This window comes from Bacillus sp. 01N45 (genome assembly GCF_056399205.1).
The window spans coordinates 87,421-112,685 of record NZ_JBFTQW010000001.1; the positions used below are offsets into that span (position 1 = coordinate 87,421).

Consider the following 25,265-nt stretch of genomic DNA (forward strand, 5'->3'; position numbering starts at 1 on the left):
AGGAATATTCCTCTTCAATATACAGTTTTTAGAAATGAAAAATCAACTTTTCTTCCTCACTATACTTACATGAGGCTCTTTCTAAAAACTTTCATATGTAAGGAACATAGTAAAATTCCGTATTACATATATTCTATGTAAAAAAGCCCGCACTAATGTGCGAGCTTTTTTATACTTATCGTTTTCCTTTTTCATACGGCGTTCCTAACGCTTTCGGAGCTTCAGAACGACCTACAAAACCAACAAGTGCTAATATTGTGAATACATACGGTAATATCGTTAAGAATACACTTGGAATTTCTTTCAGTACCGGGATGGTACCACCTGTTATTCCTAGTGATTGAGCAAATCCGAAGAACAGAGCCGCTCCAAGAGCACCTAATGGATTCCATTTACCGAAAATCATAGCTGCTAGCGCTAAGAAACCTTGTCCCGTAATTGTAGCACCTGAGAAGTTACCAGAAATCGACATAGCGAAGACCGCTCCACCAACCCCTGCAAACATTCCAGATATAGCAACTGCAATATAACGCATTTTATATACATTAATCCCCATCGTATCTGCTGCCATTGGATGTTCACCAACAGCACGAAGACGAAGACCGAACGGCGTTTTATAAATGACATACCAAACGACAAACGCTAAAATAATAGCAATATACGATGTTAACGGTACATTTGAGAAAAAGATTTTTCCGATTACCGGAATATCCGAAAGACCCGGAACATCGATTTTTTCAATACGGTATTGAATGAAATCAGTTTGTCCTTTGCCAAAGATTTTCTTAATCGCAAATACCGTTAAACCAAGAGCTAAGAAATTAATCGCTACCCCGCTCACTACTTGATCCGCACGGAATGTAATGGATGCTACTGCATGAAGAAGTGCAAATAACCCACTACCAATCGCTGCAAATAATAGAGCTATCCAAGGAGTCATCGCTCCCCACGTATCACCCATTAATAACGTTGTAACGATACCAGTAAATGCACCAAATAACATTAAACCTTCTAACGCTATATTTACAACTCCAGAACGTTCACTAAACACTCCACCTAACGCCGTAAAAATAAGTGGCGCTGCCGTATATAACGTACCCGTCACAAGAATGGCTAAAATATCTAAAAAGCTCATTTATTTCCCCTCCTTGCTCATGCGTGTAAGTGCCCAGCGTAAAACATAACTGCACGCTACAAAGAAAATAATACATGCAATAATAACGTTAATTAACTCAGAAGGTACATCTGCTTCAAAATTCATTTGAGGGGCTGCACTTTTCAAACCACCGAACAGTAAAGCCGCTAATAATATACCAAACGGATTATTCCCCCCAAGTAGAGCTACCGCAATCCCATCAAATCCGATACCAGTAAACGAAGACATCGCTGTCATGTTTTGGAATGTACCAAGCCCTTCCATCGCACCACCAATCCCTGCAAATGCACCCGCAATCGTCATAGATAGTACAACATTTCGAGAAACTTTCATCCCCACATACTGAGAAGCATGTTGATTAAATCCAACAGATTTCAATTCGTATCCCAATGTCGTTCTGTCCAATAAGAACCACATAATAATTGCTACTAATATCGCTACGACAATCCCCCAGTGCAAACGAGAACCATCTGTTAAAGAGGATAACCATTCAGAAGATAAAGAAGCACTAGATTTTATATCATATGACTTCTCATTCGCCTCATGTAAGAAGCGCTTAATTAAATCATACGTCACGTAAAGTGCAATATAATTCATCATAATCGTTACGATTACTTCATTTACTTTAAATTTCCCTTTCAAATATCCCGGGATAAATCCCCATAGCCCACCAGCTATTGCCGCTACTAAAATTGACAACGGAATATGTAAAATTGCCGGTAATGATACTGCATATCCAAACCAAACAGCAGCAAGCCACCCGACTAATAACTGCCCTTCTACTCCGATGTTAAAAAGGCCTGTACGGAATGCAAATGCTACAGAAAGTCCTGCTAATACAAGCGGAATCATCGTACGTAATGTTTCACCAATTGCTTGTGGGTTTCCAACCATTCCTTCCCAAAGCGCTGCATACCCAACAATTGGATCATATCCACTAAATAACATTACAATGGCACCAACAAGTAAACCAAAAATAACGGATAATACAGGAACTAAAATATTAATTGTTCGCTCCGTTAAAAATTTTTTAGCCATTTGTATTCACCTTCTCTTTCTCCGTTCCGCCAGCCATCAACAAACCAAGCTGTTGTTCATTTGTTTCTTTCGCATCAACAATTGCTACAATTTTCCCTTCATATATAACAGCAACTCGATCACTTACATTTAATATTTCATCCAGTTCTAGCGATAGAAGCAATACTGCTTTCCCTTTATCTCTCTGCTCGATTAATTTTTTATGAATAAATTCAATCGCACCTACATCTAAACCACGTGTTGGCTGTGCTGCAATCAATAAATCTGGATTACGATCCACTTCACGTGCGATAATTGCCTTCTGCTGGTTTCCACCAGATAGTGCACGACTTAACGTGTGTTCACCTGGTGTACGCACATCAAACTGCTCAATAAGCGCTTTTGCTTTTTGTGTGATTTGACTAAAGTTTAAAATCCCTTTCTTTGAGAATGGATTTTTATAGTACGTTTGCAAAACTATATTATCTCTAACAGAAAAATCAAGCACAAGACCGTGTTTATGACGATCTTCTGGAATATGACCAATTCCTTCCTCTGTAATTCTTCGAACAGGCCAATTTGTTATTTCTTTTCCTTTAATTGCAATAGAACCTGACTCAACTTTTCGTAAACCAGTAATTGCCTCTATCAATTCACTTTGTCCATTTCCATCAATCCCTGCAATACCAACGATTTCTCCTGCACGAACAGTTAAGTCAAGGCCTTTTACAGCAGGTAATTGGCGTGCATCATGAACGACAATATTCGAAACAGATAGAACCTCTTCTTTCGGTTTAGCCTCTATTTTTTCTGTTTTAAAATTCACTTGACGTCCGACCATTAATTCTGCAAGTTTATGTTCATTCATTTCCGCAACGTCAACTGTACCAATTCCTTTACCTTTACGAATAATTGTGCAACGATCGCAAACTTCCATAATTTCTTTCAATTTATGTGTAATAAGAACGATAGATTTTCCTTCTTGCACAAGCTTTTTCATAATTTGAATCAACTCGTGAATTTCTTGAGGAGTTAACACCGCAGTTGGTTCATCGAATATTAAAATCTCCGCACCACGATAAAGCGTTTTTAATATTTCAACCCTTTGCTGCATCCCAACCGAAATATCTTCAATCTTTGCATTTGGATCAACTGCTAAACCGTACTGTTCAGATAATTGTTTAATTTCTTTCGCAGCCTCTTCAACAGCAATCCTTCCTTTTTTCTTCGGCTCATTTCCAAGAATAATATTCTCTGTAACTGTAAAATTATGAACAAGCATAAAATGCTGATGGACCATCCCAATACCAAGGTCATTTGCTATATTCGGATTTGTAATTTTTACAGGTTTTCCTTTAATCTTAATTTCTCCCTGTTCTGGTTGATACAAACCGAACAGTACATTCATCAATGTTGATTTCCCTGCACCATTTTCTCCAAGTAAAGCGTGTATCTCTCCCTGTTTTACTTGCAGCGTAATATCATCATTCGCTACAATGCCTGGGAATACTTTTGTAATATTGTTCATCTCAATTACGTATTCCATTTTGTTCCTCCTTCTAGCAGGGAACACTCCCCAATTGCAGTCTATTAAAGGTATTTTTATATATACAAAGGTTAGTTCTAAGAACTAACCTTTGCTATTTCTCTATTATTATTTCTTTAGAGAAGCTTCATATGTTTTATATTCTTCGTCAGTTGCAGGTACTTTAATTTCACCGTCAGTGATTTTCTTCTCAAACTCTTCTACTTTTGTTAAGATTTCTGGATTTACTTTTTTCACATTGTCAGTAGTTTTCGCAATACCAACACCGTCATCTTTTAATCCAAACTCTTCTACTTTACCGCCTTTTAATTTACCATCTTTCGCTTCTTGTGCTACTTTTGCTACTGCAATATCAACACGTTTTACCATAGAAGTTAAAGTTACGTTTTCAGGCATACCTTCTTGATTTTGGTCACGGTCAACACCGATTACCCAAACGTTTTCACCTTTTTTCTTACGGTTTTTCGCTTCTGTGAATACACCGTTACCAGTTGCACCTGAAGCATGATAAATTACGTCAACTCCACCACCGTACATTGCTGAAGCTAATACAGATCCTTTTTCTGGTTTGTCAAATGCATCTGCATATTGCGCTACAATTTCGATATTTGGATTTACTGCTTTTGCACCAGCTTTGAAACCTGATTCAAACTTTGTAATTAATGGACTCTTCACGCCGCCAACAAATCCAACTTTATTTGATTTCGTCGTCATTGCTGCTACAGCACCAACTAGGAATGAACCTTCATGGTCTTTAAATGTAATACTTGTTACATTCGGCTCTTTCACAACACTATCTACAATTGCAAATTGCTCTTTCGGATATTGTTTTGCAACCTTTTCAATCGAGTCTTGCATTAAAAATCCAATTCCGAATGTTGTGTTATAATGATCTTTCGCAAATTTTGTTAAGTTTGGAATATAGTCTGCATCTTTACTTGATTGAAGATAACGATATCCTTCATTTTTCTTTAAATCGTTGTCTTTACCAAATTTCGTTAAACCTTCCCAAGCTGATTGGTTAAATGATTTATCATCAACGCCCCCAACATCTGTAACCATACCAACTTTGAACTCTTTTTTGTCGCTACTCGCCTTATCCGAGTTACCACATGCACCTAAAATCGCGCTTGCTGCTAATGTTAATGATAATAAAAGACCTGTTTTTTTCTTCATACTAGAAACCCCTCCTAAAATTATATATATCTCTTTATTCTTACGCTGCTGTCCCTAACTTCTTGCTGTCACCTCCCTAAAATGGAACTTACCTACATACGTTTTCTTAATACGTGGAAGCTAAACTTATCAGCTCTAAAGTAATTGATAGAATATAAGATTGGCTCATCATTTTGATCATAGTGCATTTGTTTTAAAACTAGCAGTGCCGTTTCCGGTTCACATTCTAAAATCGGTGAGATTTTCGGATGATAGCCAATTGGCTCAATGTGAGCAACTGCGTATGTGATACGTTTGTGCGTATTGTTATGTATCACTGTAAGTAACGATTCTTCGTTGTATCCCGATAAATCTGGCAAGATTTCTTTTGCAAGTTTATCGATACAATATACAACAGGTTCCCCATCTGCTGTACGCACACGCTCAATCATTACGGCATTAAAACCGTCTTCACTATTAAACTTCTCTTTTTCTTCTTCTGTTAAACTTGTTGTAGATGATGATAAAAAGATAGTTCCTGGTGTTTTCCCCACACTAGAAATCATATCTGTAATACTAGAAAGTTGTTCAATCCCAGAAGAAAATAACGGCTTTGCATTTACAAATGTTCCTACACCATGTCTACGAATGACAACATTTTCTTCTTCTAAAATACGCAGTGCTTCCCTTAAAGTCGCCCTACTTACACCAAGTTCTTTCGCTAAATCAAACTCTGATGGTAACTTCTGTCTTTCTTTGTAAGCTCCATCTTTAATTTTTTCTTTGATGTGATCAATCACCCGTAAATATAGGTGACGACTATCGGATTTTACTGACATAAGACTCCCCCGCATTTCAATTATTCGACCTCTGATGTAAGACTTCTTTTCTCTTTTTTCAACTTACAACATAATAAAAATTGCTAAATACTAAAAATAAGCTTAATTGTCGAATAAATATTAATAATTTTTCAAGATGAAATTTTCACTCTTTACTGCATAAAAAAAACTTCGCACCATAAACATTCCTCATTTCGAGAAAAAGTTCGGCACAAAGATCTCTTACATCCTTTGTTACACACTTTTCCCCTCATAGTCCAGCAATTCATGGTTGCCGGGTAGAAACTTATGGACCTTATCTCCAAGATTATATGAGGCAGTGATTCTTTTCGAAGTAATCTTACCACTTGCTCCCATACGTGTCAACAAAATTTAACATTTTTCTACATTAAATATCGAACATTCATTAAAAACATAATCAAAGTATTCGTATTCTAAAGAATCACTTTAGATGTAAGCCCTTTCTTTATCGCTGAATATAGTATATAACAAAAATAGCATATAAAAAAGCCTAATTGTAAAAACAATTAGGCTTTTTTTATGAACTTTTTTCTTGTACATCATTAATGAGTACTTCTCGTGGTTTACTACCTTCATACGGACCTACTACACCATTCATTTCCATTGCATCAATTAAACGGGCAGCTCGCGTATAACCTACTCTAAACCTACGTTGCAACATAGAAACAGATGCTGTTTGCATTTCCACTACAAGCTGAACTGCTTCATCATATAATTCATCTTCTACTTCCTGCTTCGTATCAGGAACATCTTGTGGAATCATATCTTCTTGATATTGCGCTTTTTGCTGACCAATAACATACTCTACAACTCTCTCAACTTCATCATCGGATAAAAATGCACCTTGTACACGTACAGGCTTCGATGCACCAATTGGTATAAACAGCATATCTCCACGACCTAGCAGTTTCTCTGCACCACCACCGTCAAGAATTGTACGAGAGTCCGTTTGAGAAGATACCGCGAATGCAATACGTGATGGAATATTCGCTTTAATAACTCCCGTAATAACATCAACCGATGGACGCTGCGTCGCAATAATTAAATGAATACCAGCCGCACGAGCCATTTGTGCTAAACGCATAATCGCATCCTCTACATCTGATGAAGCAACCATCATTAAATCGGCTAACTCGTCCACTATTACTACAATATAAGGTAATTCCGGTTGTTTCGCTTCTGATTGACTATTATGTTCTTTAATATGATCATTATATCCTTCAATGTTACGCGTGCCACTATGAGCAAATAATTCATAACGTCGTTCCATTTCACTCACGACTTTTTTCAAAGCTTGTGATGCTTTTTTCGGATCAGTTACAACTGGTGTTAATAAATGCGGAACACCGTTATATACATTTAACTCTACCATTTTCGGATCAATCATCATTAATTTTACTTCATGTGGTTTTGCACGCATTAAAATACTAACAATAATACCATTAATACATACACTTTTCCCGCTACCTGTCGCACCAGCTACTAGTAAATGGGGCATTTTATTTAAACGGGCTAATACAGCTTCACCTGTAATATCTCGTCCAAGACCAATTAACAACTTCTCTTCCGGATGATTATTAGCCTTAGAATCAAGAACTTCTCTAAGCGTTACCATAGATACTTCTGAGTTCGGAACTTCAATCCCTACAGCTGATTTCCCGGGAATAGGTGCTTCAATACGAATGTCTTTCGCAGCTAAAGCAAGTGCTAAATCATCACTCAAACTAACGATTTTGCTTACCTTTACTCCCATATCAGGATACACTTCATATTTTGTAACTGCAGGACCTCTATGTACTTTTGTTACTTTCGCTTTCACTCCAAAACTTTGGAATGTACGTTCTAATTTACGAGCATTCTCATAAATTTCTGCATTTTCATTTGTAACTTGCTTATTCTTAGGAAATTTCAATATATCCAGTGCAGGAAGCTTGTAATCTTTATTTTCTACATTTGRAAATTGCATTGGTGGGGCACTTGTTTCCGCCTCTAAAGATTCTACAATCTTTTCTCCACGCTTTTTCTTAGATTCTTCAACAGGCGGAGCCTCTTCAATAGACGGTGAATTTATTAACTCTGCTTCCTGTTCTTCGCTAATTCGTTTATTCTCTTCTTCATTTACAGGATAATTCTCAGTGAAATTCGAAATAATTGGGGGATCAATTGAGATTTCTTCCATCGGCTCAATAATCTCTTCTTGTTCTGCAGCACGTTTGCTCCTTGTGCTTCTCGTTGTTTTTTTCTTTTCTGTTTGTTCAGCCGTCCTTTTGGATCTCCAATCTTTATAATCCCCTTGCATTACTTCAAATTGACTTCTAAGGATTCTTCCTACTGGGGCAAGCACTTCCCCAATATGCTTATTTGTTATACAAAGTATGCCGAGAATCACTAAAATAATGCCAATGATATAAGCTCCTACTTCGTCAAATAAGAAGTAACACGTCGCGAACATAAGCGCACCAAACATACCACCGCCTAAATGAACGCTATCCGGCCCCTTTTTCATTTCAAGAAAGAAGTTATCTTTCGTACTCACAATAACAGAAGTATTTTGCACTGCTCCATCTTTCGTAAGAAGGTTAAATAATGTAATATGACTAAACATTAATATCGCCAATACTATTAAATAAAAACCAATTAACCGTTTATTTAAAAGGTTCGGCCATCCACGTTTGATAACAAACGAAACCGATAAAGCTATTACACCTAACACACCAATTATGTACCACTCACCAAAGAAGAAGCGAAAAAATAACACAAACGATTTCCCTACAACACCTAGCTGTAAAATCGTAATGATTGAAAGTGCAAAAAGAGTTAAACCGACGATTTCATAATACAAAGTTGGCTTTATCGTGCGTCTTGCTTTTGCCTTCGTCCCTCTTTGCTTTTGTTTTGCCATTTCTTCACCTCGTGTTCTACATGTAAGTAGGGCTTCCATAAAAAGCACTACTTATATGTCTGTTTTCTCTATTTTTTCAGGTCTTATATCTTCTATTTTTACACTTCTTGTAAATTGTTAAATAAACAGAAGAAAGCAGCCCTCTCATGGCTGCTCAACCGTCTTGTTTTTTATATTATACCATAGCTTCTAAACAAAATCCTTCTTTTTGCTAAAAGGTTATTTTCTGGCCGGGCTCAAACTCTAAGTAGTGTAGCGGATCCGTACTTAACACACGTACAATAGAATAACACCCATGTTCTTCTTCAGAAACCATTAATTCAACACCGTTTATATTTACAACTTTTTGGCTTTCACATTGCGAATAATCAGCTGGATATACAAGTTGCTCTGGCATAATTGTGTATAAAATCATTGTAACATTGTCCCTTCTGCACTATTATCCATGCGAGCATCTATTAATTCATTCAGTTTTCGAATCGCATTCCCAATACCACCGACATCATCTATAAGACCATATTTCACTGCATCGCCACCAATTACATTCGTCCCAATATCTCGCGTCAAATTCCCTTTCGCAAACATAAGTTCTTTAAAACGATCTTCGGTTACTTTCGAATGCTTCGTCACAAATCGAATGACTCTTTCTTGCATTTTATCTAAATACTCAAATGTTTGCGGCACACCTATAACAAGACCTGTTAGACGAATGGGATGAATTGTCATCGTCGCAGTTTCCGCAATAAATGAATAATCCGTAGAGACGGCGATTGGTACACCGATAGAATGCCCTCCGCCCAGAACAAGTGATACCGTTGGCTTTGAAAGCGAAGCTACCATCTCAGAAATTGCTAACCCTGCTTCAACGTCACCTCCGACCGTGTTTAATATTAAAAGCAAACCTTCAATTTTCGGATTTTGTTCTATCGCAACAATTTGCGGAATAATATGCTCATATTTTGTTGTTTTATTTTGCGGCGGCAACTGAACATGACCTTCCACCTGCCCGATGATTGTTAAACAATGAATACTTGATTCATTCATTTGTGGTACATTCGTTTGCCCTAGCTGTTGAATTTTTTCCACTATCGAAGCTTCTTTCCCAGTTTCTTTCGGCTCAGCCTCTTTCCCTTCATTTGTATAACGATCACGTTCTGTCATATCGCATCCCCTTTCACTCGTATATAACTATTATTTCTTAAGTTATAAATTTCATTCGATAGAGTTTAAAAAGAAAAAAAGATCACCCGTAAAGGTGATCTTTTTTATACTTCCATAATAATCGGTAAAATCATAGGTTTTCTCTTTGTCTCTTCGTACAAGAACTGCCCTAATAATTCACGAATATTTTGTTTTAACATAGACCATTCAATTGAATACTCTTTAATCGATTGCTCAACAATCATACGTACAATCTCTGTAGAGCGGTCAATTAACGCTTCTGATTCACGAACATACACAAAACCACGTGAAATGATTTCTGGACCAGAGATAATTTTCTTTTCATCTTTACCAAGTGTTACAACAACTACTAATATTCCATCTTGAGATAACATTTTTCTATCTCGAAGAACGATATTACCAACGTCACCTACACCTAATCCATCAATTAACACATTACCAGCTTGTACTTTGCCAACTAAGTTTGCGTCATCGTCACCAAAAGCAATCACATCACCTTTTTCTACGATAAAGATATTCTCTCTTGCAATACCTACATCTTCAGCTAAATATGCATGTGCTTTTTGCATACGGAACTCACCATGTACGGGTACAAAATATTTCGGTTTCATTAAATTTAACATTAACTTTAATTCTTCTTGGCTACCGTGACCTGAAACGTGAACTTTTCTTTCACCGTAATAAATAACATCAGCTCCAGCTCTAAATAACAAGTCAATAATTTTCGATACAGATATTTCATTACCCGGAATTGGAGAAGCCGCAATAATAACCGTATCGCCTTTACGAATTGAAATTTGTTTATGAGCTTGCTTCGCCATTCTAGAAAGGGCTGCCATCGGTTCACCTTGGCTACCTGTCGTTAAAATAGCTACCTTTTTCTCTGGGAAATTGTCTACTTCTTGTAGTGAAATAACCATACCTTCTGGAACATCTAAATAACCAAGACGTCTTGCGATATCTACCACTTTCACCATACTACGTCCTACAACCGCTACTTTTCGTCCTGTTTCAGCAGCTGCATCAAATACTTGTTGAATACGATGTACATTCGATGCAAATGAAGCAACGATAATACGTCCTTCTGCGCCGTAGAACACTTTAGAAATTTCTACACCAACTTCTTTTTCAGAACCTGTATAGCCTGGACGCTCAGCATTTGTACTATCAGATAATAAGCACAGTACGCCTTCATTTCCGATTTGTGCCATTTTTCCAAGGTCTGCTCCACTATTTCCAATTGGAGTTTGATCGAATTTAAAGTCTCCCGTGTATACGATAGCACCTTTTGATGTATGGAAACAAACACCAACAGAATCTGGAATACTATGTGTCGTTCCAAAGAATGACACCGTTGTAGTATTAAACTCTACTGTTGAATTTGAATCGATTGTTTTTAAGTCTACACGGCCTAACATACCCGCTTCGCCAAGTTTTTCTTGTATAAGTCCTACTGTTAATTTCGTTGCATACACTGGAATTGATAATTTACGAAGTACGTAAACAATTCCACCAATATGATCTTCATGACCGTGAGTAATAAATAAACCTTTTACTCGCTCTTGGTTTTCCACTAAATATGTAATATCAGGAATAACGATATCAATTCCAAACATTTCATCTCCTGGGAACATTAATCCTGCATCTACAATAAAGATTTCAGAATCAATTTCAACACAGTACATGTTTTTCCCGATTTCACCTACTCCACCAAGAGCAAATACTTTAACAGACTCATTCTCTTTTCTCTTCATGTTGTTGCCTGGTTTAAAAATCTTTCAAACACTGATTTCACTAAAATTGCAGAGACACCAGGGGAAACTCTACAACCACCATATATTCACCGTCCAAGACGAATGTCCTTACCGTTATGCGATATCATGTCCTTGTTTATTTTTTAAACCAGGTTTCACCTCTCTTTCATTATATAAATCAAATATCTTATTCGATATGATATGAAAATGTAATCAAATTATAATTTTTACCAATTTTGCTAAGCATACCCGTACTAAGCTACTTAGCCATATTATACCTGATACAAGAAATAGAACACAAGTTAAATCGTGCGAAAGAGAAAGTAAAAGAACGGAATTACAACAAAAGTATCGAACGTATTTCCTTTATATTTACTCCGATTTTATACTCCATATTATTTTGAAGAAATAGCCATAAATACGCTAAATTTATTTCATTATATGGATTTTCAAGACTTATTTTTCTAGAATCGAACAAAAACACTTATAAAATGAAGCTTTTTTATGAATCACGTCACATTTGAGACAATTCCTCTGAAAAACAGAATCGATAGTTTATTACGTTTATACAAATGTTTATTCTATAATAACTGTGTTTTTTTGATTCATTTAAAGGGGTACAATTATTTTCTTGTACATGTTGCAATACATAATGAAAAAGCGATCAAACACATGGAGTAATATGGTAGGTAAAAAAGAGCGGCAAAGATTTTCATACCATAAAAAATGACCTAGTTCTACACTAGGTCATTTTTTTATTAACGAGGGATAGATTGCATAACAGATTGTAACGTTACTCTTTCTTCTTCTGTTAATGGAAGAAGTGGTAAACGTACAGAACCTACATCTAACCCAACCATTTGTAACGCTGTTTTTACTGGCGTTGGGCTTGGCGCCATAAATAATGAATCCGTTACTCTTACAAGTAATTGATGTAATTTTTGCGCCTTTTTAAATTCTCCTGCTTGGAATGCTGCAATCATTTCTTGCATTTCATTTCCAATCACATGAGATGCTACAGAAACGATACCTTTCGCTCCAACTGCCATAGCTGGTAACGTTAAACCATCATCACCGCTGTATACTGCAAAGTCGTCCGCTGTTTTTTCAATGATTTCTGTCATTGTTAACACATCGCCGCCTGCATCTTTAATCGCAACAATGTTTTCTATTTCTGATAAACGAACAACTGTATCAACGGAGATTTGTACAATAGATCGTCCTGGAACGTTATATAGCATAACCGGAAGCGGCGTGCTTTCAGCAATTGCTTTAAAGTGCTGATACATTCCTTCTTGACTCGGTTTGTTATAATACGGTGCTACTAGCATTACTGCATCAACACCAACCTCTGTTGCCTTTTTAGTTAAGTCAATAGAAGCATGCGTATTATTACTACCTGTTCCAGCGATTACGGGCACCCTTTTATCGACAACAGATACGACATGGCGATATAACGCTACTTTTTCTTCTGAAGTTAATGTAGGAGATTCTCCTGTCGTTCCTCCTACCACGATTGCTGTTGTACCGTTATCTATTAAATAATTTACCAATTTCGTTGTCTTCGCAAAATCGATATTTCCGTTTTTATCAAACGGAGTTACCATCGCGGTTGCAATTGTCCCAAAATCTATCATGGTCTCACTCCTTATTGTTCCAGTTGCTTTTCTTTTGAAAGCTCAAACGCACTATGTAATGCATTTACAGCCTCCACTAAATCAGTTTCTTTTACAAGAACCCAAATTGTCGTATGGCTATCTGCCGATTGCAGAATTTGAATACCTTTTTCCGCTAAAGCTGTAACGATTTTCGCAGTAACCCCTGGGTATCCTGCCATTCCAGCTCCTACAATAGATACTTTTGCACAATGCTCTGTCACAATTGGCTCATATCCAAGGTTTTTTAATAATTCAACTGCACGACTTGATACACTATCACTCACCGTATAAGCTACCCCAGTAGGTGAAATGTTAATTAAATCGACACTGATTCCTTCATTCGCCATTTCTTTAAACACATGCTGTTGCAAATCATATGCTGTTTCTTTTGCAAGCACTTTAATTTGCGTCACATTTGATACATGAGCGATACCTGTAACAGGACGTTCTTCTACATCACGGCCTTTTGTCGCACCGTCCGATGCTGAAATCAGCGTACCTTCACTATCAGAATACGTAGAACGTACACGAAGTGGTACTTTGGCATGCATCGCAATTTCAACTGCACGTGGATGAACGACTTTTGCACCTTGATATGCCATGTTACAAATTTCATTGTATGTTACCGTTTGAAGATGACGTGCATCTTTTACAATGCGAGGATCCGCAGTCATAACACCTTCTACATCTGTAAAGATATCAATAAATTCAGCATGAAGCGCAACACCTAATGCAGAAGCTGAAGTATCGCTACCTCCGCGTCCAAGTGTTGTCGTATCACCTTTTTTCGTTTGTCCTTGGAATCCTGTAACGACGATTACATCTAGATTTTCTAGCTCTTCATGTATACGATCGCAGTTCATTTCAATAATCTTAGCATTTGTAAAATCATCATTTGTTACAAAACCAGCTTGTGCACCATTTAATGCCGCTGCTTTTATACCGTTCTCATTTAACATGTTAGAGAAGACGATTGCTGAGATTAATTCTCCGCATGATAATAATAAATCTTGCTCACGATTAGAAATGCGAGATTCCTCTTGATTTACAAGACTTAACAAAGTATCAGTTGCATATGGTTCACCTTTACGGCCCATAGCAGATACGACAGTAACTACTTTATAACCCGCATCTAGCGATTTTTTTATATGATGAAGCGCATGCTTACGTCCATTTTCATCACGTACGGATGTGCCACCAAATTTTTGAACAATAATTTTCATATTTTGCACCTTCTCTTAGCCGTTTACACTAATTGTAATTTTACTAAGCGCTCTGCAATTTGAACAGAATTCCATGCAGCGCCTTTTAATAAGTTATCAGATACGACCCAAAGATGGAATCCTTTATCGTTATTTAAATCTTTACGGATTCTTCCAACGAATACTTCGTTTTTACCTACTGCAGTAGCTGGCATTGGATATAACTGCTCTTCTGGATTATCTTGCAGAACGATACCTTCCGCATTTGCAAGTAAGCTCTTGAATTCTTCTACTGTTACACCTTCTTTTTCTACTTCGATGTAAACAGACTCAGAGTGACCTGATACAACTGGTAAACGTACACATGTTGCCGCTACTTCTAATTCAGGCATATGCATAATTTTTTTCGTTTCATTAATCATTTTCATTTCTTCAAACGTAAATCCATTATCTTGGAATTTATCAATCTGTGGAATCGCGTTGAAAGCAATTTGGAAATGTTTCTTATCACCTGATACAGGTAAAACATTCGCCTTCACTTCTTCACCATTTAAGATTGCTTGTGATTGTTCATGAAGTTCTTCAATCGCTGCCGCACCAGCACCTGATACAGCTTGATATGTGGAAACGATTACTCGTTTTAAACCATATTGCTGACGAACTGGCTCAAGAGCTACTACCATTTGAATTGTAGAACAGTTTGGATTTGCAATAATACCATTATGTTCTTTTAAGTCGTTTTCATTTACTTCAGGTACAACAAGTGGCACGTTTTCTGTCATACGGAATGCACTTGTATTATCAACAACAATCGCACCGCGCTTTGCTGCTTCTGGCGCTAATTGTTTTGATACAGATCCACCAGCACTAAATAGTGCGATATCTACTCCTTCAAAACTTTCAGGAGTTGCCTCTTGAACTGTAAATTCTTCGCCTTTAAATACAAGTTTCTTACCTGCAGATCGTTTAGATGAAAGTAACGTTAACTTCCCGATTGGAAATTCTCGTTTCTCTAAAGTATTTAACATTTGTTCACCAACTGCGCCGGTTGCTCCAACTACAGCGACATGAAAAGTTTTTTGCTTTTCCATCACTATGCCCCTTTCTAGATACCAATCCTTCTATAACTTAGAATTAGAAGGAGTATACAATACCCCTTCTAATCTTAATAACGTTAATTTTATCATATTCTACGGTAAGAATGATGGTTTCATCAAAAATTGTCCGTTTTTTTTCGTTTTTTAATTCATATATCTGAATTTTTCTACGACAACCGGCTGCAATTGCTTCCCTTGCAGCGCTTCTAATACTGTATCTTCCAGCAGCTCCATGCGAGCTACCATGGAGTTTGGTTTTTTCTCTGGTGCATCTTGACCGAATGGGACGAAGTAGATGTTTTTTGTTGCCATTAGGCGCATGAGATTTACTCCATTCAGCCCTAAAGCATCATTCGTCGAAACAGCCAATACGACAGGCTTGCCATTTCTTAACGTCGCTTTCGCTGCCATTAGTACTGGAGAGTCTGTCATTGCATTTGCAAATTTACTCATAGAATTTCCTGTTAGTGGTGCAATTACCATACAATCTAGTGGAATTTTAGGTCCTAGTGGTTCTGCGCCAACGATTGAATTAATTGCTTTAAATCCTGTTACTTCTTCAATCTTTTTAATCCACTCTGCGCCTTCTCCAAATCTCGTGTTTGTTGATTGAACAGTGTAAGAAACAACGGGGCGTACTTCTGCTCCCTCAGCAATTAATTTTTCTAAATGAGGCATTACTTCTTCGTACGTACAATGTGAACCAGTAAAACCAAACCCTATTCTTTTCCCTTTTAAATTCATTCCCCATTCTCCTTTCTTGCTATTACATCTTCTGCTAGTAACTGAGAAAGAACGTTCGCTAAAATTTGTCCTGCTGTTTTTGGAGCAACAATACCTGGTAATCCAGGTGCTAACAGCGCTTTGACTCCTCTTTTTTCCGCATATCTAAAGTCGGTACCACCTGGTTTAGAAGCTAAATCAATTACTAACGTATGAGCCGGCATTTTCGAAATAACATTCGCTGTCACGACGAGATGCGGAATTGTATTAATGACAATATCGATATTTCCTACTTCTTTCTCAATATTTTGCATATGAAAAGGAGAAAACATCATTTCTGTAATACGTGCAATATGTTCCGATCGTCTTGCTCCAACTTTGACATGGGCTCCTAATGATTGAAATGCTCTGGCAACACTCATCCCTGTTCTACCAAATCCTAAAACCATTACATTGGAACCATGAATTGTATAGTCGGTATGTTGAATTACCATCATTAATGTACCTTCTACAGTTGGTATAGAATTGTAGATTGCCACATCATCACGATCAAATAATTTAACAAGTTTGCGGTTTGTAGTAGATACGAGATTTTCCAAGTAAGGCGTACCAATACCTGAATATATAGTAAAGTGTTCTGGTGTATTTTCAATTTGTTCTTTCGTTATAGAAACTTTTTCGTTTGAAAAAATAGTATCTACTTCTCCCTTGGCATTTGTACCTGCAACTGGCAAAATAATTGCATCTACAGAAGTGAAATCTAAATTTTGTATACTTTCTTTTGCTGCCCCTGTGAAGCCATGATCTAACTGATCAAACCCTATCAATGAAAGTTTCGCATCCAATTCAACTAGCTTGCGAATTACTTCTAGCTGTCTTGCATCTCCTCCTATGACAGCAATATGCATCTCAGTCAACATTCCCTAATTCACCTTCTTTTTCTGTCATTTATAAGAAAAGTGCCTACTTTTTCTTTTTCCTCCACATCATATGTAATGTACGAGTTTTAGGTGATTGAAAAACAAAAGCACGTATGATTTATCCCGCTATTTGTATGCAGTTAGACCTCCATCTCAACATTCGACATATGAGAGGACATTATACGGGAAATTGATTTCCGGTAAACGCTCGATTCATGTGAGCTTTTACTCAGAGGAGAATGAACAAAAAAAGATGACCAAAATGGCCACCTTTCACTTCGAATTTGAATGATCCGTAATATCACAAAGGATCATATCGTGCCCTACTTTCTTAATTTGGCTCCACGTGACTCTTACTTCTTGTGGTTCCTTTTTAAAACCTCCCCATTTCCCAGCCGGTATGATAAGAGCCTGTATTTGGCCATCCTTCTCATCAATCTCTAAATCAACATAACCTAAAACTCCCATTTTTTCTGCTCTTTCTAAATTTACAATCTCTTTGCCACTTAATTCACTTAATCGCATACACTCTCCCCCTACCGAATTATGAATTTAAGTTATCTATAATTAGTACCTATTCTGTATATCCCAAAAAAATAACCGTATCTCATTTAAAAGAGATACGGTTATTTTTACATACTTCATATAAAGCAATTATAGTTTTATTCCTTTTGGAAGTTTTCCATCTGGACTAATTAATGCTGCAGAGAATTCATCTGTAAACATGTTACGAATTAACTCATCAACATTTTCTTTTGTTACTGTGTTTACACTTTCAATAATCTCATCAAGTGAACGATGCTTACGAAGTAGCAATTCATTTTTACCATTACGGCTCATACGGCTATTCGTACTTTCTAAACTTAACATTAAGTTTCCTTTTAATTGCTCTTTACTATTAATAAGCTCTTTTTCTGTAATACCTGTATTTTTCAATGTTTCTAATGTTTCTTGCATTGTTTCATACAGTGTATCTAATTGTTGGCTACCTGTTCCACCATACAGCGTTAACATACCTGTATCTTCATAAGAAGAATGGTAAGAAAATACTGAATAGGCTAACCCGCGTTGCTCACGTACTTCTTGGAATAAACGGCTACTCATACTACCGCCTAAAACGTTATTTAATACAATTAAGTTATAAATATCTTCGTGTCCCATTTGTAAGCCTTTATATCCTAAACATAAATGAGCTTGTTCTGTTTCCTTTTTACGTGCTACCTTATTAAAATGGAAAATTGGGCTATGTACTTGTTCACGATTTGTTGTTCCTTCATAACTACCGAAATATTGCTCTACTGTTTGTAAAAAGGCTTCATCAATATTCCCTGCAACTGAAACAACGACATTTTCAGGTGTGTAATGATCCTTGATATATTGGCGTAGCGTATCACCTGTAAACGTATCAAGCGTTTCTTCTGTTCCTAAAATAGGATATCCAAGCGGATGCGTTTCATATGTTGCTTTCGTTAACATATCATGCACAATATCATCTGGAGCATCTTCGTACATTTTAATTTCTTCACATACGACATTCTTCTCTTTTTTCAGTTCTTCCTCATCAAATGTTGAATTAAAGAACATATCTGCTAATACATCTAAAGCATATTTAGCATGCTCATCTAGCACTTTTGCATAATAACAAGTGTATTCTTTTGAAGTAAAAGCATTCACTTGCCCACCAATGCTATCAAATGATTCTGCAATTTCGCGTGCACTACGTGTTTCTGTTCCTTTAAAGAACATATGCTCTAAAAAGTGGGAAACCCCGTTATTTTTTTCATTTTCATTTCTTGATCCCGCATGGATCCAAATACCAATCGCAACCGATCTTACAGTTGGTATATTCTCCATAACAATTCTTACACCATTTTTACAAGTATATTTTTTAATCAAAAACTTTCCTCCTACTGCCAGTTTCTCTAAATAAGTGCTATTATTTAATGATAACAAGTTTAAGGATGAATGTCATGCAAATGTATTTAATCCACACGTTTTTCATCCAGTAATTCTGTTATATTCCCTACTTTATATCCTTGTTCCTTCAATTTTGTAATCATTGTATCTAATGCTTCTGCTGTAGATGACGTTGGATGCATTAATACGATAGCACCTGGATGTATTTTTCTCATCACTCTCTGCAATAGTACCTCTGGCTCAGGTCGCTTCCAATCAATTGTATCTACAGTCCACATAATCGTTCCCATTTGGAAATCATCTGCAATTTTCACGACTTCATCCCGAAAACTTCCACTCGGCGGAGCAAACCATCTTACCTTTTGATTCGTAGCTGCTTCGATCATTCGATTTGTTTTTTGTAACTGATCTCGGATTTCATCAGAAGATAGCGTTTTCATATTAGGGTGTGTGTAAGAATGATTTCCGACTTCTTGATTTGCATCAACAATCATTTTGGCAAATCGCAAATTTTCCTTCACCCAACGTCCTTCTAAAAAGAAAGTCGCTTTCACATCATGTTTTTTCAATATTTCTAATATACGAGGCAAATACTCGTTTCCCCACGCCACATTTATTGTTAATCCCACCATCTTTTTATTTGGATGTCCCCTATAAATTGGGGCTGGTGATAAATCTTCTAAGTGGACACTCGGTGATACTTCCTTGAATTCAAGATTTCTTTGATCAAATTTCTTTAGTTTCTTCATATTATTATAGGATGCTTCGATATCAACTTGTCTTCCATTATATCCTGGTGTTGATTTCCATATCTTATCAATCATCGCATTTTGAGGTGCAATCTCATATTGTTTTGCATGTTTTTGAATTTCTTCATATAAGTTATCCTGTGCAAAAACGGAATAAGAGCCTACACTGACATATAAAAAGAATATACATATGTATGCCAATACACGAGCTTTCATATAAACCCTCCCATTAACTATATAAAAACCTTTTTTCTTCTTATCTTTGTTAATTTGAGCGTTATAATGAAAACTATACCTATACTGACATAAAAATATATGTAAATCATATTTTTTACATAACAAAAAAAGCCAGTTTAACTGGCTTTTACTTATTGCTGCTCTTGTTTGTTTTCTTCTTTAGCAGCTTCTTTTTCTTGCTCTTCTTTTAGCAATACTTTTCTAGATAGATTCACGCGACCTTGCTTGTCAATCTCGATAACTTTAACTGTAATTACATCACCGATTTTCACAACGTCTTCTACTTTACCTACACGCTCAAGTGCAAGTTCAGAAATGTGAACTAATCCGTCTTTACCGCTGAATAATTCAACGAAAGCACCGAATTTCTCAACACGTTTCACTTTTCCTTCGTAGATTTCACCTACTTGTACTTCGCGAACGATATCTTCGATAATTTTCTTAGCTTTGTCATTCATTTCTTGATTTATTGAAGAAATGAATACTGTACCATCTTGCTCGATGTCAATTTTAACGCCAGTTTCTTCAATAATTTTATTGATTTGTTTACCGCTCGGCCCAATAACGTCACGGATTTTATCTGGGTTAATTGTCATTGTAATAATCTTTGGAGCATAAGCTGATAATTCAGTACGTGGCTCTGCAATAACAGATAACATATGATTTAGAATGTGCACACGACCAACTTTTGCTTGTTGTAATGCCTCTTCTAAAATTTCACGAGATAGACCATCTATTTTAATGTCCATTTGCAGTGCAGTTACACCTTTTGCTGTACCTGCTACTTTAAAGTCCATATCACCTAAATGATCTTCCATACCTTGAATATCAGATAAAATTGTGTAATGCTCACCAGTTTTAACTAGACCCATTGCAATACCTGCAACTGGAGCTTTAAGCGGAACACCAGCATCCATCATTGCTAAAGTACTACCACAAATACTTGCTTGTGAAGTAGAACCATTTGATTCTAAAACTTCAGATACAAGACGTACTGTATATGGGAAATCTTTTTCAGATGGAATTACAGGCTCAAGAGCACGTTCTCCTAGTGCACCGTGACCAATTTCACGACGACCTGGTCCACGCATCGGTCTTGTTTCACCAACACTAAATGATGGGAAATTGTAATGGTGCATAAAACGTTTTGATTCTTCTACACCAAGACCATCTAAAATTTGTACATCGCCTAATGCACCTAATGTACAAATACTTAATGCTTGTGTTTGTCCACGTGTGAATAAACCAGAACCGTGTGTACGAGATAAAATACCAACCTCTGATGCTAATGGACGGATTTCGTCACCTTTACGGCCATCTGGGCGGATTTTTTCAACTGTAATAAGACGACGTACTTCTTCTTTTACAATTTTATATAAAATCTCACTTACTTGTCCTAATGTATCAGCGTCAGCTTCCTGCGCTTCGTAATGCTCAATTACACGCTTTTTCACTTCGTTAATTGCATCTTCACGTGCATGTTTCTCATGTACTTGAATTGCAGAATGCATATCCTTCTCAGACATTTCACGTACAGCTTGATTAAGATCAGCGTCAACTTCATAAAGTTTCACTTCTGATTTCTCTTTACCTACAGCTTGTACAATCTCTTCTTGGAATGCAATTAGACGTTTAATTTCGTCATGTCCAAACATAATTGCTTCTAACATTGTTTCTTCAGGCACTTGATCTGCTCCTGCTTCAACCATGTTAATTGCATCTTTCGTACCAGCTACAACAAGGTGAATATCACTTTGTTCTTGCTGTTCTACTGTTGGATTAATAACGAATTCGCCGTTAATACGACCAACTGTTGCACCCGCGATTGGGCCTTCAAATGGAATATCTGAAATCGATAACGCTAATGAAGAACCTAGCATAGCTGCCATTTCAGAAGAACAATCTTGATCAACACTCATTACTATGCTGACAACTTGTACTTCGTTACGGAAACCATCTGCGAAAAGCGGACGAATTGGACGGTCGATTAAACGACTTGCCAAAATTGCTTTTTCACTCGGACGACCTTCACGTTTAATGAAACCGCCAGGAATTTTTCCGACTGCATATAAACGCTCTTCATAATTTACTGTAAGTGGGAAGAAATCTACATTTTTTGGTTCTTTTGATGCAGTTGCTGTAGATAGAACCGCTGTATCGCCATATCTTACTAATACTGCTCCGTTCGCTTGCTTCGCAAGCTGACTTGTTTCAACTGTTAGCTGGCGACCAGCTAAATCTATCGAGAAGACTTGCTTTTCTTGACTCATTTAAGTACCCCTCTCAATTTAAAGTATTCAATTCTTCTATGTAAATGGATAGTATATCACAATATTCTACCTCTAGTATTACCGAAAATGAAGTAAGCTATAAAGGGTAGAAGATATATTTTTACCTAACAAAAAAGCGGGAATATTCCCGCTTCTTTGACTATCGACGTAAGCCAAGCTTTGTGATTAATTCACGGTAACGTGTGATATCGCTATTACGAAGGTAAGTTAGTAAGTTACGACGTTTACCAACCATCTTTAATAGACCACGACGTGAATGATGATCTTTCTTGTGAGTACGTAAGTGCTCGTTTAGAGTGTTAATTTGCTCCGTTAGGACAGCAATTTGAACCTCTGGAGAACCAGTATCAGTCTCATGAGTTCTAAATTGTGCAATGATTTCATTTTTACGCTCTTGTGTTAAAGCCATCCTATTTCACCTCCTATTAATTAAACCCCCAATTACCTAGCAAGCGTCGGTGAGTCGCAATGCCAAGCAATGGTTGTCATAAAGTACATAACATAGAATACTACTTTTCATTTGAAAAAGCAAGTATATTCTTTTCTTTCGCAAAATATTCTTGTGCTATTTTCTTATCTTTTGCAATTTGTTCAACTAACTCATCGATGCCATTGAATTTCTTTTCTTCTCTTATACGCATATGCCACTCTACTGTAACATTTTGATCATATATGTCTTTGTTAAATTCAAATAAGTGCACTTCAATAGATAATTGACGCTCATCTTCTTTAAAAGTTGGTTTATATCCAATATTACATACACCATCGTACCATTCATCGTGAACTTTTAATCTCACTGCATAAACACCTACAGGTGGTAATAGATACTCATCACTTAAACCTATATTAGCTGTGGGAAAACCAATTTGACGTCCACGCTTATCACCGTGTACAACTGTTCCCCCTGCTGTATATGCTCTACCTAAAATAGATGGAATTTGTTCCATTTCGCCATTTCGAATTAACTTTCGTAATGCTGTAGAACTTACTTTCTCTTCTTGAAATTCAACTTTTTCAATCACAGTCTGTGTAAACTCCCCTCTTGCATGAAATGGTAAAGTCTCCATCTTTCCTTTTCCTAAACGTCCATATGAATAATCAAACCCTGCTACTACATGCTTTACATTCAAACCAATAATATAATCATCTACAAATTGTTGTGGCAATAAGCCTGCAAACGATTCATCAAATTTAATAACATATAATATATCGATCCCTAAGTTTTCGACTATTTTTTCTTTATCACACATTGGTGTAATATACTCCGCATGCGCTTCCTTTTTTCCTAAAACAACAGATGGGTGCGGATAAAATGTCATAACTGCACTTTTATATCCTCGTTCATCAGCTATTTGTTTCGCAGTTCGAATCACACATTGATGTCCTAAATGAATGCCATCAAAAAATCCTAATGCCATTACAGTAGGTGGTAATTCTAATTTATTTTGTTCATGTGGATGAGTTAAATGAATAAGTTTCACGCTTGAATTCACCTTTTTCTGTAATAATCCTTCCAATAATTCATTATAGCTTTAGTTCTTGATTATTCACAAGTACTTTCATCGGCTTTAGCATACCAGGGTGTTTTGGATGGTGCTCATAAATTGCAAGGCAACGATTATTTGTATCAAACACTGTTATAAATGGCGCCGTTATTTGCAATTCATTTTTTAAGAACATACCATTCTTTATTTTCTCTGCTTGCTTTTCATCTACAACCATTTTCGGAAACTTACTTAATGCTTCATCAATTGAAATGAAGATAGACTCTACTGTTCCATTTTGCACGTTTTCTTCAATTTCTTCAAATGATATGCAATCTTCTAATAAAAACTCACCAGAAGCTGTTCTTACAAGGTGAGACATATGTGATGGGAAACCAAGTTTTTCACCAATCATTACTGCTAACGTTCTTACATATGTCCCTTTACTACACGTTACACGGAAACGGAATGAAATATTTTCTCCCTCAAACACTTCACGGTCATCTAGTAATACAAATTCATGAATTGTAATTGTACGAACTGGACGTTCAACTTCTTGTCCTGCTCTTGCATATTCATATAATTTTTTTCCGTTAACTTTTACAGCTGAAAACATCGGAGGCATTTGTTCAATCGTACCTGTTAATGCAGCAAGAGCCCCTTCTACTTCCTTACGAGTAATAACACGATCTACATTTTTCCTTTCAACAACTTCACCAGAAGCATCTTCAGTTGTCGTTGAAAATCCAAGTGTTACTTCACCTTCATATGTTTTCGTCTCACTTGTTAAAAATTGTGCAATCTTCGTTGCTCGTCCTACACAAATAGGTAATACTCCTGTTACATCTGGATCTAATGTTCCTGTATGACCAATTCGTTTCTCACGCAATATCTTTCTTAATTTAAATACACAATCATGTGATGTCATGCCTTTTGGCTTATGTAATAATACTACACCTTCCATATATGTTCACCTCATCATAATTCTTTCATAGTAATTATCCAAAATTAATTTTGCATTGAAAAAATGGATAGACAAATGTCTATCCATTATTCTTCACGTTTACCGTCTTTATTAATTTGATGTAAAAGTGTATCAATTCGATGACCATATCCGATAGACTCATCAAACTCAAAGGAAATTTCCGGTGTTTTACGAAGACGAATACGCTGGCCAATTTCTGAACGAATGAAACCTTTTGCCTTCGCTAAACCTTTTAATGTACTTTCTTTCTGTTCCTCATCACCTAAAACAGAAATATATACTGTAGCAATTTGTAAATCTCCACTCACTTGTACATCTGTTACTGTAACAAATCCAACACGTGGATCTTTAATTTTACGACTGATGATGTCGCCTAATTCTTTTTTCATTTGCTCGCCTACACGGTTTGCACGTAATTTCATAACTCTTC

22 protein-coding genes and 1 riboswitch are annotated in these 25,265 nt (G+C 36.6%); all 22 genes read right to left on the reverse strand.

Annotation, left to right across the window (positions count from 1 at the left end):
- Positions 1-175 precede the first annotated feature (175 nt).
- Entirely contained in the window at positions 176-1,135 is a 960-nt protein-coding gene (locus tag AC1DMU_RS00410) for an ABC transporter permease (RefSeq protein ID WP_000008847.1), read from the reverse strand.
- On the reverse strand, positions 1,136-2,194 hold the full coding sequence (locus tag AC1DMU_RS00415) for an ABC transporter permease (RefSeq protein ID WP_088064277.1): 1,059 nt from the start codon (positions 2,192-2,194) through the stop codon (positions 1,136-1,138).
- Positions 2,187-3,719, reverse strand: coding sequence for an ABC transporter ATP-binding protein (locus AC1DMU_RS00420; RefSeq protein ID WP_088064278.1), 1,533 nt, complete (start codon positions 3,717-3,719; stop codon positions 2,187-2,189). The genes AC1DMU_RS00415 and AC1DMU_RS00420 overlap by 8 nt, the downstream gene beginning before the upstream one ends.
- Positions 3,720-3,827: 108 nt before the next feature.
- Positions 3,828-4,895: a BMP family lipoprotein gene (locus AC1DMU_RS00425; protein ID WP_088064279.1), complete on the reverse strand. Its 1,068-nt coding sequence runs from the start codon at positions 4,893-4,895 to the stop codon at positions 3,828-3,830.
- A 92-nt stretch (positions 4,896-4,987) separates the two neighbouring features.
- Entirely contained in the window at positions 4,988-5,713 is a 726-nt protein-coding gene (locus tag AC1DMU_RS00430; RefSeq protein ID WP_000114176.1) for a GntR family transcriptional regulator, read from the reverse strand.
- A 233-nt stretch (positions 5,714-5,946) separates the two neighbouring features.
- Positions 5,947-6,048, reverse strand: a riboswitch (purine riboswitch).
- A 203-nt stretch (positions 6,049-6,251) separates the two neighbouring features.
- Positions 6,252-8,636 carry a DNA translocase FtsK gene (locus AC1DMU_RS00435; protein ID WP_476941451.1) on the reverse strand — a complete coding sequence of 795 codons (2,385 nt, stop codon included), beginning with the start codon at positions 8,634-8,636 and terminating at the stop codon, positions 6,252-6,254.
- 211 nt (positions 8,637-8,847) lie between these two features.
- The gene (locus AC1DMU_RS00440; protein WP_000605020.1) at positions 8,848-9,051 is read right to left on the reverse strand and encodes a YlzJ-like family protein; all 204 of its coding nucleotides are present in this window, start codon (positions 9,049-9,051) and stop codon (positions 8,848-8,850) included.
- Positions 9,048-9,797 carry a translocation-enhancing protein TepA gene (gene tepA / locus AC1DMU_RS00445; protein ID WP_000139829.1) on the reverse strand — a complete coding sequence of 250 codons (750 nt, stop codon included), beginning with the start codon at positions 9,795-9,797 and terminating at the stop codon, positions 9,048-9,050. Before tepA ends, AC1DMU_RS00440 begins: the two co-directional genes overlap by 4 nt.
- A 104-nt stretch (positions 9,798-9,901) precedes the next feature.
- The gene (locus tag AC1DMU_RS00450) at positions 9,902-11,572 is read right to left on the reverse strand and encodes a ribonuclease J (protein WP_000823079.1); all 1,671 of its coding nucleotides are present in this window, start codon (positions 11,570-11,572) and stop codon (positions 9,902-9,904) included.
- A gap of 758 nt (positions 11,573-12,330) precedes the next feature.
- Positions 12,331-13,209, reverse strand: a complete 879-nt coding sequence (dapA, locus tag AC1DMU_RS00455) for a 4-hydroxy-tetrahydrodipicolinate synthase (RefSeq protein ID WP_000564777.1) — start codon at positions 13,207-13,209, stop codon at positions 12,331-12,333.
- 11 nt (positions 13,210-13,220) lie between these two features.
- Positions 13,221-14,453 (reverse strand): aspartate kinase, encoded by a 1,233-nt coding sequence (gene dapG / locus AC1DMU_RS00460; RefSeq protein WP_000692477.1) that lies wholly within the window; start codon positions 14,451-14,453, stop codon positions 13,221-13,223.
- Positions 14,454-14,476: 23 nt separating this feature from the next.
- Positions 14,477-15,523, reverse strand: coding sequence for an aspartate-semialdehyde dehydrogenase (asd, locus tag AC1DMU_RS00465; protein ID WP_000414854.1), 1,047 nt, complete (start codon positions 15,521-15,523; stop codon positions 14,477-14,479).
- Between the two features lie 150 nt (positions 15,524-15,673).
- Positions 15,674-16,273, reverse strand: a complete 600-nt coding sequence (dpaB, locus tag AC1DMU_RS00470; protein WP_001049480.1) for a dipicolinate synthase subunit B — start codon at positions 16,271-16,273, stop codon at positions 15,674-15,676.
- Positions 16,270-17,172: a dipicolinic acid synthetase subunit A gene (gene dpaA, locus AC1DMU_RS00475; RefSeq protein ID WP_000954740.1), complete on the reverse strand. Its 903-nt coding sequence runs from the start codon at positions 17,170-17,172 to the stop codon at positions 16,270-16,272. The genes dpaB and dpaA overlap by 4 nt, the downstream gene beginning before the upstream one ends.
- Before the next feature lie 273 nt (positions 17,173-17,445).
- The gene (locus AC1DMU_RS00480) at positions 17,446-17,697 is read right to left on the reverse strand and encodes a YlmC/YmxH family sporulation protein (RefSeq protein WP_001239751.1); all 252 of its coding nucleotides are present in this window, start codon (positions 17,695-17,697) and stop codon (positions 17,446-17,448) included.
- Between the two features lie 129 nt (positions 17,698-17,826).
- Entirely contained in the window at positions 17,827-19,068 is a 1,242-nt protein-coding gene (locus tag AC1DMU_RS00485) for a M16 family metallopeptidase (RefSeq protein ID WP_000593006.1), read from the reverse strand.
- 86 nt (positions 19,069-19,154) lie between these two features.
- Entirely contained in the window at positions 19,155-20,054 is a 900-nt protein-coding gene (locus tag AC1DMU_RS00490) for a polysaccharide deacetylase family protein (RefSeq protein WP_088064282.1), read from the reverse strand.
- 152 nt (positions 20,055-20,206) lie between these two features.
- Complete coding sequence (pnp, locus tag AC1DMU_RS00495) at positions 20,207-22,345, reverse strand: polyribonucleotide nucleotidyltransferase (protein WP_046957398.1); 2,139 nt, start codon at positions 22,343-22,345, stop codon at positions 20,207-20,209.
- Between the two features lie 160 nt (positions 22,346-22,505).
- Positions 22,506-22,775, reverse strand: coding sequence for a 30S ribosomal protein S15 (gene rpsO, locus AC1DMU_RS00500; protein WP_001229392.1), 270 nt, complete (start codon positions 22,773-22,775; stop codon positions 22,506-22,508).
- Between the two features lie 100 nt (positions 22,776-22,875).
- Positions 22,876-23,847, reverse strand: a complete 972-nt coding sequence (gene ribF / locus AC1DMU_RS00505) for a bifunctional riboflavin kinase/FAD synthetase (RefSeq protein ID WP_088064283.1) — start codon at positions 23,845-23,847, stop codon at positions 22,876-22,878.
- Positions 23,848-23,890: 43 nt separating this feature from the next.
- Positions 23,891-24,814 carry a tRNA pseudouridine(55) synthase TruB gene (gene truB, locus AC1DMU_RS00510; protein WP_046957399.1) on the reverse strand — a complete coding sequence of 308 codons (924 nt, stop codon included), beginning with the start codon at positions 24,812-24,814 and terminating at the stop codon, positions 23,891-23,893.
- Positions 24,815-24,900: 86 nt separating this feature from the next.
- On the reverse strand, positions 24,901-25,257 hold the full coding sequence (rbfA, locus tag AC1DMU_RS00515; RefSeq protein WP_000776445.1) for a 30S ribosome-binding factor RbfA: 357 nt from the start codon (positions 25,255-25,257) through the stop codon (positions 24,901-24,903).
- Between the last annotated feature and the right edge of the window lie 8 nt (positions 25,258-25,265).